Annotated in this window: 10 protein-coding genes; 9 read left to right on the top strand and 1 reads right to left on the bottom strand. The window is 48.2% G+C overall.

Features of this window, described 5'->3' with window-relative positions; all coding sequences use genetic code 11:
• The first annotated feature begins 72 nt into the window (after nt 1-72).
• Genes A3193_RS14300 through A3193_RS14290 form a run of 3 tightly spaced genes read left to right on the top strand, consistent with a single transcriptional unit; the run spans nt 73 to nt 6,336 of the window.
• Nucleotides 73-981 carry a MerR family transcriptional regulator gene (locus tag A3193_RS14300; RefSeq protein ID WP_162273750.1) on the top strand — a complete coding sequence of 303 codons (909 nt, stop codon included), beginning with the start codon at nt 73-75 and terminating at the stop codon, nt 979-981.
• A 7-nt stretch (nt 982-988) separates the two neighbouring features.
• On the top strand, nt 989-3,895 hold the full coding sequence (locus A3193_RS14295) for a CheR family methyltransferase (RefSeq protein WP_069015122.1): 2,907 nt from the start codon (nt 989-991) through the stop codon (nt 3,893-3,895).
• A 23-nt stretch (nt 3,896-3,918) separates the two neighbouring features.
• Nucleotides 3,919-6,336 (top strand): bifunctional diguanylate cyclase/phosphodiesterase, encoded by a 2,418-nt coding sequence (locus A3193_RS14290; protein ID WP_069015121.1) that lies wholly within the window; start codon nt 3,919-3,921, stop codon nt 6,334-6,336.
• A gap of 199 nt (nt 6,337-6,535) precedes the next feature.
• On the opposite strand, the gene A3193_RS14285 is transcribed toward A3193_RS14290, so the two are convergent.
• Entirely contained in the window at nt 6,536-6,736 is a 201-nt protein-coding gene (locus tag A3193_RS14285) for a hypothetical protein (RefSeq protein ID WP_068989438.1), read from the bottom strand.
• A 593-nt stretch (nt 6,737-7,329) separates the two neighbouring features.
• Here A3193_RS14285 and A3193_RS14280 point away from each other — a divergent pair.
• From A3193_RS14280 to A3193_RS14255, 6 genes are all read left to right on the top strand, one after another.
• The gene (locus A3193_RS14280; RefSeq protein ID WP_069015120.1) at nt 7,330-9,222 is read left to right on the top strand and encodes an ExeA family protein; all 1,893 of its coding nucleotides are present in this window, start codon (nt 7,330-7,332) and stop codon (nt 9,220-9,222) included.
• Between the two features lies 1 nt (nt 9,223).
• Complete coding sequence (locus tag A3193_RS14275; protein WP_069003595.1) at nt 9,224-10,102, top strand: general secretion pathway protein GspB; 879 nt, start codon at nt 9,224-9,226, stop codon at nt 10,100-10,102.
• 279 nt (nt 10,103-10,381) lie between these two features.
• The gene (locus A3193_RS14270) at nt 10,382-11,089 is read left to right on the top strand and encodes an HAD family hydrolase (RefSeq protein ID WP_069015119.1); all 708 of its coding nucleotides are present in this window, start codon (nt 10,382-10,384) and stop codon (nt 11,087-11,089) included.
• 45 nt (nt 11,090-11,134) lie between these two features.
• Nucleotides 11,135-12,085, top strand: coding sequence for a patatin-like phospholipase RssA (gene rssA / locus A3193_RS14265; RefSeq protein WP_069015118.1), 951 nt, complete (start codon nt 11,135-11,137; stop codon nt 12,083-12,085).
• 663 nt (nt 12,086-12,748) lie between these two features.
• Nucleotides 12,749-13,522 carry an ABC transporter substrate-binding protein gene (locus A3193_RS14260; RefSeq protein ID WP_139116891.1) on the top strand — a complete coding sequence of 258 codons (774 nt, stop codon included), beginning with the start codon at nt 12,749-12,751 and terminating at the stop codon, nt 13,520-13,522.
• Nucleotides 13,522-16,329: a bifunctional diguanylate cyclase/phosphodiesterase gene (locus A3193_RS14255; protein ID WP_069015117.1), complete on the top strand. Its 2,808-nt coding sequence runs from the start codon at nt 13,522-13,524 to the stop codon at nt 16,327-16,329. Before A3193_RS14260 ends, A3193_RS14255 begins: the two co-directional genes overlap by 1 nt.
• The last annotated feature ends 58 nt before the right edge of the window (nt 16,330-16,387 follow it).

Here is a 16,387-nt window from a genome sequence, read left to right as displayed (position 1 = left end):
TCTTTGCCTATTGTTTTTCCACGGGAATTTTTGTCCAATATTAAGTTGGACAAGAATCTCGGGACAATGGGTATGTCTAAATCAAAAATCTACAGTATCGGACTGATATCGAGCCTGACCGGTGTGAAGGAGGCGACTTTACGCAAATGGGAGAGTCGCTATGGCTATCCTGACCCTGAGCGGTCGGATAGTGGCCGTCGCTACTATTCTCAAAGCCATCTAAGCAACCTGATTTCAATTAAAGAGCAGGTGGATACTGGCATTCCGATTCGTAAGGCGATTACCAATCTGAAAGATAACGTTCTGCCTGTGCAGCTGTTAGTTGATGTGAATTTGGCTGGTGTAAAAGCTTATGGAGTCGTCCTGGAAGCGCTTAAGGCCCACGATCTGGAGCTTTGCAAGAGTGAATTGAGAAAATTGCTCAACAAAGGGGATTTGATCGAGTGTGTTGAGCAGGTATTGGCGCCACTGATGGTGGAAGTTGGGGAGTGCTGGTATCGGGGAGAGATCAGTCCCTATCAAGAGCATTGTATTTCGAGCCTGCTTGAGCTGGCGCTGATTGAAGCCTCAATGAAAAAGCGGGTGACTCAGAGAGGTAAAAACATCCTGCTTACCACACCCTATGGTGAGTTACATACCCTGGGTCTTAGTTTATTGGAGATTGTTCTTGCCTCCATTGGTGGTCGGTGTCTCAACATAGGTGGTGGGTTGTCGTTCCAGGAGGTATGTAAAGCCGTGCATGCCTATTCAATAGAGATCGTATGCATCAGTGTCAGTCTCTACTGCAAACCCAGAATCACTCACCAATATCTGACAGAGCTCAGGGATTCATTGCCAGACCAGGTTGAGCTTTGGATTGGAGGTCAGGGAATTAATCTTATGAAGACCCTGCCGACTGGAGTTCGATACTGTGCAACGGTTAGTGAAGCAGCAGATCTCTACACATCTCTACCTAAATACTTAAGTCCCAGTGACAAGTGAAAAACTTATGAATGATATTGATAGCAATATAGAGCCTGCAATGAAAAAGTTTAACGGCTTTGTTGTTGGTATCGGAGCGTCGGCAGGTGGTTTGGAGGCATTGGAGAGATTCTTTACCCACTGTCCAAGTGATAGCGGTGCAGCATTTGTAGTTGTACAGCATCTATCTCCAGATCATAAAAGCATGATGATAGATCTGTTGGGCAGATATACATCGATGAAAGTGGTGATGGTAAAGCATGATATGCAACTTGAGGCAGATAAGGTTTTTCTAATACCGGCAGGGAAATTAATGCGGTTGGAAAAAGACCGATTTAAACTTGAGCCTAAGGCGGCCCATGTACTGACATTGCCTATTGATATCTTCTTTACTTCACTTTCTGAGTCATTCGGTTCACGAGTCATAGGCGTGGTGCTGTCCGGTACAGGTTCTGATGGCTCCAGGGGTGCGATAGCAATTAATGCATCCGGTGGTTTCTTGATGGCGCAAGAGACGAACAGTGCAAAATTTGATGGTATGCCTGCCAGTATTATCGGTACGGGATTGGTTGATGCGATTATGCGTGCCGAGGATCTACCTGAACGTCTGATGTCTCACATTAGTAATATGCCTCCAGGACCATTGTTGTCTGGGCCAGTAGAGGAGGATGTGTCGATTTCGGATGACGATGCCTATGAAGGCATACTGCAAATTTTACTACAGACAGTAGGTATCGACTTCCATGATTATAAAATAGCGACCATTCTCCGTCGGATAGAGCGTAGAATGCAGGTCAGGCATCTTAATAAGATCGATCGATATTACAGTTTACTCAAGGAAGAGCGCCAGGAAGTTTTTACTTTGAAAAGGGAGCTGTTGATTCCGGTTACAAACTTTTTCAGAGATCCAGAAACATTCAAAGTACTTGAAAGCAGGGTTATAGAAAGAATTGTAGAGAATGCATCTACAGGTTCGAGTATCAGAGTCTGGATATCGGGTGTTTCTACAGGTGAAGAAGCCTATTCAATCGCAATGTTATTTCTGGAGGCGTTTGAAAAATTTAGGCGCTGGCCAAACTTAAAGATCTTTGCTACGGATGTGAGTCAGGAAAGCATTGATACTGCTGCTTCAGGTAACTATTCAGAAGCGACCGGAACTGAAATCACTTCGGAGCGACTTGAAAGGTTTTTTACCCAAACCGGTCACTCTTATAACGTTAAGCCTGAACTTAGACAAACCATAGTGTTTGCTAAGCATAATCTGTTATCTGATCCACCGTTTACACAGATGGATTTAGTGACCTGTAGAAATACATTGATCTATTTTACCCAAGAGGCACAAAATAAAGCACTTCAACGATTACAATTTGCGATAAAACCCGAAGGTTACATGTTGCTAGGTTCAAGTGAGTCGATAGCCAGTGCGGATATTGGTCTGTTGGCAATAGATACAAAACATAAGCTTTATCAGAAATCAGCTAATCCTCCACCTATGCGATTCGATTCTCTAAGCGAACCGTTTAAGCGATATGTTGCAAGATCCAACAAAAAGGATGCGGTAAGTTCGTCAAGTACAATATCAAATAGCAGTATTATTGATACGGCAGTTAAGGGGTTGGTACGGGAATATGTACCACCCACAATGCTTGTGAATAGTCAGAATGAAGTTGTACACCTGTTTGGTGATGTAACTCCATTTATGCAGGCCAAGGAGGGTGTTGCAAGTCTTGAGTTAAATCGTTTGTTGCCGGAAACCGTAGTGCCGGTAGCATCGGCTTTGATTTTCAAAGCGGCAAAGGAAAAAGAGAAGATCGCTTCTGATGCAATACGCGTTTCAACGGGAGAAAAAGAGAAAACGATAAGAATTCTGGTCTCTCCGATTGTAAGGGATGGTTTGGAAACGCTGTTGTTACTCAGTTTTATTGAAAAGCAGGTAGGTAATGGTGAAGTAAAACCCAAATCTATCGATATTGATGCAGAAACTGTTGAAAGAATCGAGGTATTGGAGAGTGAGTTAGCGGCTACTCGTGAAAGTCTGCAGGCGACTATCGAAGAACTTGAAACATCAAATGAAGAGCTGCAAGCGACAAATGAGGAGTTGATGGCTTCGAATGAGGAGTTGCAAAGTTCCAATGAGGAGTTGCAGTCTGTCAACGAGGAGTTGAATACGGTAAATGCAGAGTATCAGGAAAAAGTCCAGATACTGAACAGAGTAAATGCTGATTTGGACAGTATGACTAAGGCGGTTGGGGTGCCGACCGTTTTTGTTGATCAACATTTGAATCTGACAAGGTACAGTCCAGATGCGGTCGGGATCTTTAAGGTCAGGGAGACTGATCTTGGGCGCCCTCTTGATGAAATCAATAATATCCTGATTTACAGTGGGCTGATGGAAGACTTTAAAAGGACTATGGCAACAGGCCGTTTGATACAGAAGGAGGTGATGACAAGTAATAAAACAACCTATCTGGTTAGATTGTTACCTTATCATATTTCAAACGATGGCCAGGGTGCGGTGGCAACATTTATCGATGTTACCGCCTATCGGGACCGTGAAAGGTTACAGTCAATAATCGATGCCCTGCCTGAGCATATTGCAGTACTCAGTCATGATGGCACGATTATGTTGGTCAACAAGGCCTGGGTAAGATTTGCTAAAGCCAATGGCGATACCAATTTGCAAACCACAGGGCTGGGTGTTAACTATCTGGAAACCTGTTATGGATCAAATGCTCCTGCCGGTAGCGATGCGAGAAAAGTGTATGGGGGCGTGAAGCAAGTACTGGAGGGTACAAAAGAAACATTTAGTTTTGAATATCCTTGTCATTCGCCAACTGAAAAGAGGTGGTTCGTGATGAATGTTGCACCAGTTTCTGCAGAAGATTATGGCTGTGTGGTGAGTCATGTCAATATCACCACATGGTATGAAGAGTAATTCTGCGCAGTTGAAGTAGAGTCATGCAATATAAAAGCCTCTTTGATAATCAACCCGATCCGGCGCTTGTTGTCGATAAATTTAATGTAATCAAGTTGGCCAACAAAAAAGCGTCTGCTCTATTTGGCTTTAGAACTCCTGAGATGATGGAGGGTCATTTTTTTCTAAGACTTTTTAGTGTTAATGAGACGGCGCGAGTTAAAAAAACATTAGTTGGTCTGAAAAGAGATGCTCCAGTCTGCGTGGAGGATGTGAGTTATAAAGATGAACTGGGTGTGGTGCATCATCTTGATCTCCATTTGACGGCAACTTTTGATCCGATACTGGCATCAGACCTGGTGCTTGTTACAGTGCAGATCCATAAATTGGATTTGGAGGATGGTGTCAATAAAAACAGCTTACTGGCAATTTTGAACAATCTTGATGCTTCGGTTGTTACTTACAATAGAGATGGGGTTTGTACTTTTGCCAATGATGGTTTTTTAAAAGTAAACAATAAACATTATGAAGAAGTTGTTGGTAGGCGCAGAGAGTCCTGGATGTCATATGAAATGGCGGTCAAGGAGGAGGCTAAATCAGCCAAGGTTCTGATCTCGGGTTTATCTTCCAGTGATGAGATGGAGCTCTCAATAAACAGGAGTCATGATTCTCGATATGTCATATCGCGTTTTCCAATTATAGGCAAAAACAGCTCTGTTCCTTCAGGGACTGGTGAGTTGATTACGGACGTAACACGTCAAAGGGTACAGGAGGAGCAGTTGACATTGGCATTGAATGCCTTTCGTCTGAGCCGAGATGCTATTGTCATGACAAATGATCAGAATAAGATCATTTCTGTAAACGATGCCTTTGTACGCATTACCGGATATTCAGAGTCAGAGGTTCTGGGTAATGATCCAAGGCTACTTGCTTCACATCGACACGATCACCATTTCTATAAGCGAATGTGGGACAGTATTAACCAAAACAACCACTGGGAAGGTGAGATCTGGAATCGTAGGAAATCTGGTGAAATATATCCTGAGTGGCTGAGTATCAGTAAAATTGTCGATGAAATTAAAGATAATATCCACTATATCGCTGTCTTTACCGATATAACACAAAAGAAACAGACAGAAGACGAAATAGAGAATCTGGCCTTTTACGATGTGCTGACTGGGCTGGCCAATCGCTATCTGCTTGCCGATCGGGTTGCTAAGGCTGTCCAAGCCGATCTGAGGAGTGGTGCAACTTCAGCGCTGGTCTATTTTGATCTGGACCACTTTAAAAAGGTCAACGACACAATGGGCCACTCTGTTGGTGATAAGTTGCTGCAGGAAGTGGCTATCCGAATGAAACGTTTGATCAGGGAAAAGGACACATTAAGTCGCTTGGGTGGAGATGAGTTTGTACTGTTCATGCCAGACATTGACCCAAATGATATTGAAGCAAGATTGCATGCTTTGGTTTCACAGTTGAATCAACCGTATACGATTCTCGATACTGAAGTAACTGTCTCTGCTTCCTTTGGTGTTGCCGTAAGTCCAGTCGATGGAGGTTCTTATGAAAGCCTTCTGCGACATGCAGATATGGCAATGTACAAAGCAAAGGAGGATGGAAGGAATTCAGTCTGTTTTTTTAATCGCAAGTTGGAAATGAAAGCGATCAAAAAAATAAAAATCGATAATGAGCTGAGATATGCCATCGATGCACAGGAACTAAGGTTGGTTTTTCAGCCGCAATTGATGCTGAGCAAGGAGAGCGTGGTCGGTTGCGAATGCCTGTTGCGCTGGAAATCCCGCGTATTGGGTGAAGTCAGTCCAGCAGAGTTTATACCGGTAGCAGAGAAGTCCGGCTTGATCAATAGTATCGGGAAATGGGTTTTGCAGCAGGCCGTTTCAAAAACAAAAGAGCTTTTACAGATCAACCCAGAGATTAAGATGGCGGTCAATATATCTGCTTCTCAATTACGCTCAAATGACTTTCTCTCTTCACTGTTGGAGATTTGTAGTGATTATGAGGTGCCAGCATGCAACATCGAGTTGGAGGTGACGGAGTCGATGTTAATGGAAAAGGCTGATAGTACAATGAAGCTGTTGAAAAGTTTGGCCGATCACGGGTTTCATATGGCCATAGACGACTTTGGCACCGGTTACTCTTCATTAGCCTATCTAAACTGGATGCCTGTTTCTGCAATTAAAATCGACCGCGAGTTTGTCCAGGATATCCATCAGAATGAGAAGCACAGGAAGGTCTGTGTTTCAATAATCAGGTTGGCCAGAAGTCTTGATATCAAAACGGTGGCTGAAGGTGTTGAAAGTCACGAACAACTCAGAATATTGCAACAGGAGGGGTGCGATATGATTCAGGGCTACCACTACTCCAAGCCCTTGAGCGGAAGTCAGATGTTGCTATTTTGCAGGGAGTCTGCTGAATTGGAGCTAAAAGAGAGAGGGGTATGAGTCGAAAGCCGGCTGAGGTGAGTGTTAACGGATAGCAGGCATGCGTTCACCCTTGTGGGGGTCTGCCTGCTCTATCCGTTTCCAGAAACCCAGGGGCGCCCCTGAGCTCGCAATCTCTTATTAGATGTCACCAGCCTATCTGACCCGGTAGAGGTGCGACGATGAGCTGGGTAGAGTGTTGGGTTTATGGCCCTTTGCCTCAATTACAGCTACGAACGGCGTCGAAATCATCCGCAATCAACAGATTGGTCAATAAAAAGGCCTTGGCTTTGGTCTTTTTCTGACGCTGCATCTTCTCTTTCTGGATGGGGCATTCATGGGGCTGCCAATCACATGCGGTTCCGCTGACTACCAGGTGGGGGCACTCCTGGCAGATTTTTGATTTGTAGAGTCCAGTCATATCGGCGATCTCTGTAGTGTTGCGTGCATACAACTAAAAAATTAGCACAATAACAATAAATTACAACTAAAAATTCAGGTTATTTGACGAAAATGCGACACAAGTTAACAAATTCTGCCTGATGCAACAGTTCAGTGCCCAGGCTTCCCTTCAAGTCGTTGAGTCTGGAGGTGGTAAATCCGTGTTGAGTAGCAACCTTCATGGCTCAATAGAATAATCGGCATATTGCGATTTTTGTTTACTTCTGTGACAAGTAAAATCCGATTTTTTTTAATTGATTGCTGTTAAAAATTGCACATTTTGGTCGAAATAGACTGAAAGTGTGTACGATTTCACATTATTGGGTCTGAAACGATTTGAATGGCAGAGGCTTATGGGGCATAGAAAAAATAGATGTAGCGGTTGGTCAACACTGTGGCATTTATTCAAATTGGCCGATTTGGCCACTCCCCGCTGGCAGATCGATTGGGCCTGTTCCGGTGGTACAAATAGGCTGTCCTATGCACGGCTGTGTAGTAAGGTGTATCTATCGAAGTACCATGCAGGGAATCCATTGATTGTTAATCGATTACATTAGGCTCTAAGCTACTGTTATGTTCCAGGATTATTTTGGAATCGCTGAAGATCCATTCGCCATTACCCCGGATCCGAAATACCTCTTTCTGAGCGAACGCCACCGTAACGGCTTTGCTCATCTGCTGTATGGTGTAACGCAGGGGGGGGGATTCGTACAGTTGACCGGTGAAGTGGGTACCGGCAAGACACTGCTGTGCAGAAAACTGCTGGCCCAGTTGCCACGGGCTGTGGATGTGGCGTTTGTCTTCAATCCCCGTTTGAGCCCTCTGGAGCTGGTAGCCACCATCTGTGACGAACTGAGAGTGCTCTATCCACTGGGTTGCAGCAGCATCAAGGAGATCGTCGACTTCCTGAACGCCTATCTGCTGGAGAGTCATTCCCAGGGTCGACGTACGGTTGTGATCATCGATGAGGCGCAGAATCTGAGCTTTGAATCCCTGGAACAGATCAGGTTGCTGACCAATCTGGAGACCTCTTCGGAAAAGTTGTTACAGATCATCCTGGTTGGCCAGCCTGAATTGAGAAGCCTGCTGAATCGCCCGGAGTTAAGGCAGTTGGCACAACGGGTGACGGCACGCTACCATCTGACGCCCCTCTCACGTAGTGAAACCAGAGCCTACATACTGCATCGATTGAAAGTGGCCGGTTTGGAACGACCGCTGTTTACTGAAGGAGCGATTCGGCGGGTCTATAAGCTGAGTGGGGGTATCCCCCGCCTGATCAATATCCTCTGCAGTCGCGGAATGTTGGCCGCGTACGGTAAGCGCAAGGGTCAGGTCAGTCGCAGTATGTTATCCCAGGTAGCCCGCGAATTACGTGGCGAGGATGGATTGGCCTCCCGCTTCCCTTCATGGGGCTGGATGATGGCTGGGGTCAGCGCAACCTTGCTGGTACTCGCTCTGCTGCCTCAGGTGGATCTGTTTCAATTGTTTGCGGAACCCAATCATGAGGGGCAACTGGTTGAGGAGCAGCAGTCACAGCAAGTTCAACAACCCCAAGAGATACAACAGACCCAGCAGCCTCAGCAGCCCAAACCGGTGCAGGCGTCCCAACCGGTCCAGGATACCCAGCAGACCAGTGAGCTTAATAAACAGCCTGCGGCTCTCCCTGCAGCTGGAGCGATTATCGAGCAGGCTGTGGCAACTGAGCCGGATCGTTCAGGCATGGCGGTGCCCGATGTATTGAGTCCTGAAGCGCTTAAAGCCGCTGACCAGGCCTCCACCTCGATCGCCATGACTGCTCAGGATGAGATCAGGGAGCAGGAATCTTCCGCACGTACCGATGCAAAATCGAGTGAGCTGAGTGGATTGATAGGAAATGAGAACAGTGCGTTTTCCACCCTTTTCAGCTACTGGCAGGTGGTCTATCCCACCGGGGGAAAGCAGCGCTCATCCTGTGACAAGGCCGAGGAGGTCGGGCTGAGCTGTCTGTTTGGCCGGGGCTCCTGGAAAACCCTGGAATACTATAATCGGCCCGCCATTCTGGAGCTGATGATGGCGCAGGGAGAGCGCTACCATGTCGTGCTGACCGGTATGGGTGATCAGTCGGTGACACTGGATATGAATGGCCGAAAGTTCTCTTTCGATTACGCTGAAATGGATCGGTTATGGACAGGCAGTTACATCATCTTATGGCGTCCGCCGTCGTTAGCCAAGACCAGGCTGCAACTGGGCCAATCCGGGAGTGATGTGGGTTGGTTGATCTCAACCTTGGACAAGATCGAGGGTGTCGAGAGTGCTTACGATCTGACCAACCCCAGGTTTGATCAGCTGCTGCATCTGCGGGTGATGCGATTTCAACGGGAAAATGGTTTGTCGGCGGATGGTATTGTCGGTAAGCAGACTCTGATCCAGCTAAAGGGTATGGTCACTGACCGGACCAGACCCGCGCTGTTGAAGTCTGGGGGCTGAGATGTCATCGATTCTCGATGCATTGGAAAGGGCTTCCCAAAACAGATCCTCCAGTGAGCAGGAGCTGATTCCAAAAGGTTATGAGGAGAGCCCAGGTTCGGGTGGTTGGCGGATCTGGATTGTTGTGCTGGTGATTCTCCTGATCTGCGGGATAGTTGGATTTCTTTTCTACCAATCTCAGACGAGTATGGTGGATACCGAGCCACCGCAGGCTGAGGCGCAGCCTGCACCTGAATCCGTCAATCGAGTCGTGCCGGAAGTGGTCTCCTTACCGGTTGCCAAACCGGTAAAACCACAAAAGCCAGGCCTTGAGTCCCAGTTGCTGAACAGTGGGTTGCCGAGTGAGCGCTCACTGATGTCCGAGGCGAAGCTGAGTCGACCGGCAGAGCCGCCGCAACGGCTGCGACATAATCAGTCAAACGCCATCACAGTTGAGCAGACTCCAGTCTCCAGGGAGAATCAGATACCGCCTCCGTTGGCGAAACTGGAGCCCTCTCCGGCTCAGCAGCCGGAACCGCTCAAAAAGCCCCCCGTTGCAGTTCCAGAGCCGGTGAGCCCACAGGTCAAATCCGTTCCTCAATCGATAGATTCTCCACAAACTGCTGTTGCGGATGAAGCTGAGGAAGTGGTGGATGAGACTATCCCGCTGGTTTGGGAGTTGCCTCAGGGGTTGCGGGATGAGCTGCAACAACTGAAGATCAGTATCCATGTCTACCATAAACAGCCCGAACGTCGCTTTGTGCTGATCAACATGCGCCGTTATGGGGAGGGCGATAAGTTGAGAGGTACCGACTATCGGTTGAAGCAGATCGAACGTGAAGGTGTGGTGGTTGATTATGGCGATGGCCTGGTGCGGCTGCTGAGAGAGCGTCACTACTAAGCCGCCAATCTGATCCAATCGATTCGGTTGATCCGTCGCTTCAGATCGACTATTTGACTCTGTTTTGTCATATGTTCGTCACAGAAATCCGTTTCAATCGGTTGATGGGCGCCATGCTGTTTCTATCGGGGCCTGTCAGCACGATCCTGAAGGTTCAGCACTGTCAATGCTGCATAGCCAATTGAATCTGTGTTGGCAGACTCAGAGTTTCCAGGTTCCCGATTTGTTGATTGTTCCGCTTGTCTACGCAGCTGGCGGTCAGAACCATGAGGGGCCTCTATGTACTGTAATGAAAGACTTGTCATCATGGATGCTGACGGTACGACAATTGATGCTTTCGATGCCATTACAGAGACTTTCGAGGCGCACGACATGTCGATTGGCGACATTGCCCGCTTCCAGAAACGGCGGAACATTTTCAAGTATCTTGGCGGCATCAAAGAGCTGCCGAAGAACCTTCGAAAGCAGCTCAATGCGGAAAAGCGTATTGCCGTCCTGGATACCCTGACCCAGGTATACCGGCAATCAGCCCGTCTGTATGAAGGTATGGACGAACTGCTCAACCAGCTCATCGATCATCCGGGTATCCGGGTGGGGGTTGTTACCCGCAATATAACGCTTGAACCTGAGTTGACCCTGCAACAGCTCTATCGAAGAAATGGGGTGAATGTCAGCGGCCTCGATTTTGTTGTGCATCTCCCGCAAAAGGAACAAAAGCTCAATGCCTTCAAGACGCTCAGGGAGAGTTTTAAGATCAATCCGGCCAAGGCCTATGCCTGTGGTGATGAAAAGCGGGACTATGTTGCCGCCATCGGTACCGGAATGCATCCATTCATGGTCTCCTATGGATTTGAGAGTTTTGAACGGCTGACAGACAAGATCGGGGTGCCTGCTGAGTTGATATCCCGCCAGCCGTTGGATCTGAAACGGCGTATACTGCATGCCCTGGATCTGTTGCAGGATCTTCAGAATGGAAGTGTCAAGTGATCTGCAGCGTCCGGTTGTAAATGGGTATGAGGGAAGGACAACATGATGGAAAGCGATGTTAAACAAGTAAAGATCGGTTTGGCTCTTGGCAGTGGCGCGGCCCGCGGCTGGTCCCATATCGGTATTATCAAAGGATTGGCTGAGCTGGGGATTGAGCCTGAAATTGTCTGTGGCAGTTCGATTGGTGCGTTGGTGGGGGCAGCCTATGCCGCAGACAAGCTTGATCTGCTGGAAGCCTGGACACGCTCTCTGACCTGGAAAGAGATTATTCGGTTTCTTGATCCCAGCCTGAATGGTGGTGGTTTCATTCAGGGAGAGAAACTGACCGAATTTGTAACAGAGTCTGTCGATGCGGTGGATTTTGAACAGCTGCCCCGCCAGCTCGGGATTGTGGCGACTGAACTTGAAAGTGGACGTGAGGTCTGGTTTCGCAACGGTTCGGTGATGGATGCAGTTCGGGCATCCATCAGTCTACCCGGATTGTTCACCCCGGTTTTCCTGGATGGACGCTGGCTGGTGGATGGAGGATTGGCCAACCCGGTTCCCGTCTCCCTGTGTCGGGCGATGGGCGCGGATATTGTGATCGCAGTCAATCTGAATGGCGATATTTTGGGTAAGCATCTAAAGCACGATGCCCACAAAGGCAAACAGCAGACTAAGACTGTGGAGGAGGGAGACCTGCTGAACCGGATCAAGTCCCAACTGAAAAGTACTCTGGAGAGTAGTAAGCGGGACCTGGTCGGGCGGTTGTTCGGAACGGAGCGGGAAACGCCTGGGCTCTACGATGTGGTGGCTAGTTCAATCAACATCATGCAGGATCGAATTACCCGCAGCCGTATGGCTGGGGACCCGCCTGATGTGATTTTGGCGCCACGCATGTCAAAGCTCGGATTAATGGAGTTTGACGAAGCCGAAATGGGCATTAACGAGGGGTTGCGGGAGGTAAAGCGCATGCGCCCGGCGTTGGAGCAGCTGATTATTGACCCGGCACCTTGAAAGGTAATGTTCAGGGCGCTGTTGAGGCCCTTAATCGTTTGAATTTAAGAGGCGGGCTCGTTTCGGCTTAACCACCTGAGACCGATTCAGAGTGACCGGTGGCAGTGCGTGGTGCTCTCTGACTTCACTATCTTCTATTTGAACCCAATATCCTCTTTCGATTATCGACTTCTCTGCCGGATGGTTAATCAGCGGGCTGGTTTCGGCTCTGTGTGGCAATTCCGTAAGTGGGTGAAAAGACCAAATCCATGCCGTTTTTAGATCAGTGTGAAATGTGTAGCTAACTGATAATTATAAGTTTATTGTGTTTTCAGGGGGCGCTTGCGTGGGTGGTGGCGGTATAGGAAGCAAGTCGCTTGCTAACTCCAGGGCAAACAGAGTTCGTGCTGATTTGTAAAGTTTACAAATATTCGCCGATATATTTTTCTGACGTCTTTTGGATTTGGCAGGGGGATAGGATTTATGTCGTCAGTACGTGTCAGATTAGAATTACAAACTCAAATAACATTAATTTTTATACTGTTTTTTCTTCCGTTTGGTGCTTTCTCCAGCAGTAAGTGCCTCTATATATCCTCCTATCATCAGGGATATGCCTGGTCGGACGGGGTTGAACGTGGGTTGAGAAAGAGTATTGGGACCCAGTGTGAACTGAAGCAGATCGATATGGACACCAAGCGCCATAAAGATGAGGCATACAAGCAGCAGGCTGCCAAGGATGCCCGGGATCTGATTCTATCCTGGAAGCCCGATGTGGTGATTACCGCGGATGACAATGCAGCGAAATATGTGATTCAGCCCTATTTCAAGGATCATGAGATTCCGTTTGTTTTTTGCGGTATCAATTGGAATGTGGATGCCTATGGGTTTCCTTACAGCAATACCACAGGAATGGTGGAGGTTGCGCCAATCGATGTGTTGTTCAACAAGGCCAGGAGTATCCGCATCGGTGCGGAACGTGCGGTCTATCTGGGGGCTGATACCCTGACGGAGAAGAAGAATGCAGCACGCTTCGAAAGTATGGCCGAGGATATCGGTCTGTTGCTTGATCGCCGCCTGGCCTCAACAATGGCCGAGTGGCTGGCTGCGTACGAAGAGGCTCAGGAATACGATTTTGTGATCATCGGCAGTAATTCAGGCATCAACGACTGGGATGAGACCGAGGTGGTCGATCGACTGAAACGCACCACCCACAGTCTGAGCCTGACGACACATAATTGGATGATGCCCTATAGCATACTCGGATTCACCAAAATTCCTGAAGAGCACGGGGAGTGGGCGGCCAAGGCAGCGCTTGCCATTTTAGACGGTGTCGCTCCAACCGATATACCGATCGTTTCGAACAGAAAATGGGAGATCTGGGTGAATCACTCGATTCTTATGGTAAGTGGTCTGAAGCTTCCCGATCCACTGGTTAGAAAGGCCAAGAAAATACAATAATGATGCAATTCACGGTCAGGGAAAAAGTACTCATAGGCCAGCATAGACTGGTCGTGTGGGTATTGGTGGCTGTTTGTTCCCTGCTGTCGATTACCTATTCCGTAACCCGGGAGGTTTCCGCCGTCAAGGGGGAGTTTGCCAATCAGGCCTGGCAGGTTCAGCGTGCGGTGATCCATCGGGTGGCCAATCTGGAGACAGTGCTGACGGCCTTGGTCGGTCAGCACCATGCCAGTGATATGCTGAGCAGTGCGGAGCAGACCCTGTTCTCCCAGGAGTTGTTGATCGCCTATCCATTCATTCACTCCGTGATGCATGTAGAACGTGTTGCCACTCAGGATGTGGCTGCCTTCGAACGTCGCATGAAGGTGGAGGGTTTTGTCGGTTTTGGATTGAAACAGCATGAGCTTTCTCAGGAGAGTGACGGCAGTCAGTATCTGGGCTTTCACCTGCCGGTCAGTTTTATCGAGCCCATGGAGCCGAGAACTGCTAGTCTTCTCGGTTATGATCTTGCCAATGAATCGTCTTTTACCCTGATGATAGAAAAGGCGATTCGGGACGGCGATACAATTGCACTCGAAACACTGCAGAATCGCTATATCAATAAACCCCTCTACCTGATTATGAAACCGGTTTATCTGGGGCGTTACCCACCGGAAGCGGCCAGTGACCGATGGGAGATGTTGAGCGGTTTCGCTGTTTTGCGAATCGATTTTGAACAGTTCTTCTCGAGCCTGGAGTTGCCAGGTAAGGATCTAAGCTTAAAACTCTATCGCGGTGCACCGGATCTTGGTGGTTCCCTGAACAAACTGCTGACGGAGTTTGGTGCTGAAGATGAGGAACTGGGGCTGAGTCAACACCTGGTTAACTTTACCCAGCCACTGGAAGTGCACGGTTTGCAGTTCACCCTATCCATCAGTCGGATTATCAGTCTGAATGCCATTCATGGATCAAGAGTCTTCATTGAGTGGCTGATCACCATGTTGGTGTTGGGATTGATCATTGCGGTTTATCGCCATCGTCGATATGCGCAACTGCAGGAAGAGGCGGTAGAAGAGGAGCTTGCTGTCCAGGGGGCCCGATTCACCAATGTCATCGATACGGCCTTTGATGCGGTGATCACAGCGGATGGAACTGGTCGAATTGTCAGCTGGAATCAGCAGGCCAGAGAGGTTTTCGGCTATGACGAACGATTTGTCATTGGATTGAGGCTGTTTCAACTCATACTGCCCCCTGAGGCCTTTGTGAAGATTGAGCATGAACTGAAACCGATTTTTGAGAATCAGAGTAATCTCCCGAGCCGGCTCAGACTTGAGACCGTTGGTCAGAGAAAAGATGGTCAGGAGTTTCCTTTGGAACTGGCGATATCCAGCTCTACTGCCGGTAATCAGCCGATGCTCAGTATCTTTGCCCGGGACATCACGGAACGCAAACGCTGGGATGAGAAGATCCGTTATCTGGCCTATTGTGATTCACTGACCGATCTGCCCAACCGACAAGCCTTCAAGGAGCAGGTAAGCAAGGCAATCAATACAGCAAAACGCCATGGCCGGATTGGGGCGGTCCTCTATCTAGATCTGGATGAGTTCAAACGGATAAATGATACTCTCGGTCATGATATCGGCGATATGCTGTTGCAGAACATCACCAAGCGTCTGGTTGAGCAGGTGCGGATTTCCGATACGATCAGTTTCTCCCATACCGGCGAGTTCAAGGGTAAGAAAATCGCTCGTCTGGGAGGTGATGAGTTTACCGTGTTGCTGGATGAGATCGAGGAGCCTGAAGACGCCGCCATCGTTGCCAAGCGTGTTCAGAGTGTGATTGCCAGCTCTTACAATCTTAAAGGTCATGATGTCTATGTCACGCCGAGTATCGGTATCGCGATCTTTCCACGGGATGGGCATGATGTGGAGGAGTTGCTGAAAAATGCCGATACCGCCATGTATCATGCCAAGGCAGTGGGTAAAAACAACTTCCAGTTTTATACCGAACAGATGAATGCACTGGCGGCTACCCGACTAAAGCTTGAGGGTAAGTTACGTAAGGCGTTGGTTTCGAAAGAGATGGAGCTCTACTATCAGCCACAGATCGATATGCGCACCGGTCAGCTGGTCTCTGCTGAAGCGCTATTGCGCTGGCATCAGCCTGATTTGGGTATGATTCCACCCGATGAGTTCATACCCATCGCTGAAGAGACGGGTATGATCATTGAGCTTGGTGAATGGGTTCTGAATGAGGCTTGTCGTCAGAACAAAGCCTGGCAGGATGCAGGACACCAAAACATCAGAGTGGCGATCAATCTGAGCAGTATGCAGTTCATTCAGCGGGATCTCAGTCATATCGTCGATAATTCTCTGCGCAGCAGCGGTCTGGAACCGAAGTATCTCGAGTTCGAGATCACGGAAAGTATCCTGATGCGGAATGTAAACGAAACCATCGCCACACTGAACGAGTTCAAAATGATGGGTATCAATATCTCGGTGGATGATTTTGGTACCGGCTACTCATCCTTGAGTTACTTGAAACGATTTCCACTCAACTCCCTTAAAATCGATCGTTCATTTATCCGCGATATCCCGGAGAATACAGATGATGTGACGATTACCTCTGCGATTATCGCGATGGCACATCAACTCAATCTCGGGGTGGTTGCTGAAGGTGTTGAATCACAAAGACAGCTCGATTTTCTGCATCAGCAGGGATGTGAAATGGCGCAGGGATATTTTTTCAGTAAACCTTTGCCGGCTGAAGAGTTCGAGGCGATGTTGTGTGGTAATGACAACAAGGTCATGCTGCTTCAGCAAAGGTAACCGGCCACGGATTCAGTGGGATTCTGTTCGGGCCTATTGGATTAGTGTTATCAGGCCC

Source organism: Candidatus Thiodiazotropha endoloripes, assembly GCF_001708965.1.
In the GTDB taxonomy this organism is placed as follows: domain Bacteria; phylum Pseudomonadota; class Gammaproteobacteria; order Chromatiales; family Chromatiaceae; genus Thiodiazotropha; species Thiodiazotropha endoloripes.
Note: the sequence above shows the minus strand (reverse complement) of the source record. Positions and strands in the feature narration are given on the sequence as shown.

Excerpts from the sequence above, each read along its gene's own strand:
- A3193_RS14255 (WP_069015117.1), top strand. The coding sequence starts at position 13,522 with ATGATGCAATTCACGGTCAGGGAAAAAGTACTCATAGGCCAGCATAGA.
- A3193_RS14300 (WP_162273750.1), top strand. The coding sequence starts at position 73 with ATGTCTAAATCAAAAATCTACAGTATCGGACTGATATCGAGCCTGACC.
- A3193_RS14290 (WP_069015121.1), top strand. The coding sequence starts at position 3,919 with ATGCAATATAAAAGCCTCTTTGATAATCAACCCGATCCGGCGCTTGTT.
- A3193_RS14270 (WP_069015119.1), top strand. The coding sequence starts at position 10,382 with ATGTACTGTAATGAAAGACTTGTCATCATGGATGCTGACGGTACGACA.
- A3193_RS14280 (WP_069015120.1), top strand. The coding sequence starts at position 7,330 with ATGTTCCAGGATTATTTTGGAATCGCTGAAGATCCATTCGCCATTACC.
- A3193_RS14275 (WP_069003595.1), top strand. The coding sequence starts at position 9,224 with ATGTCATCGATTCTCGATGCATTGGAAAGGGCTTCCCAAAACAGATCC.
- rssA (WP_069015118.1), top strand. The coding sequence starts at position 11,135 with ATGGAAAGCGATGTTAAACAAGTAAAGATCGGTTTGGCTCTTGGCAGT.
- A3193_RS14295 (WP_069015122.1), top strand. The coding sequence starts at position 989 with ATGAATGATATTGATAGCAATATAGAGCCTGCAATGAAAAAGTTTAAC.
- A3193_RS14260 (WP_139116891.1), top strand. The coding sequence starts at position 12,749 with ATGGACACCAAGCGCCATAAAGATGAGGCATACAAGCAGCAGGCTGCC.
- A3193_RS14285 (WP_068989438.1), bottom strand. The coding sequence starts at position 6,736 with ATGACTGGACTCTACAAATCAAAAATCTGCCAGGAGTGCCCCCACCTG.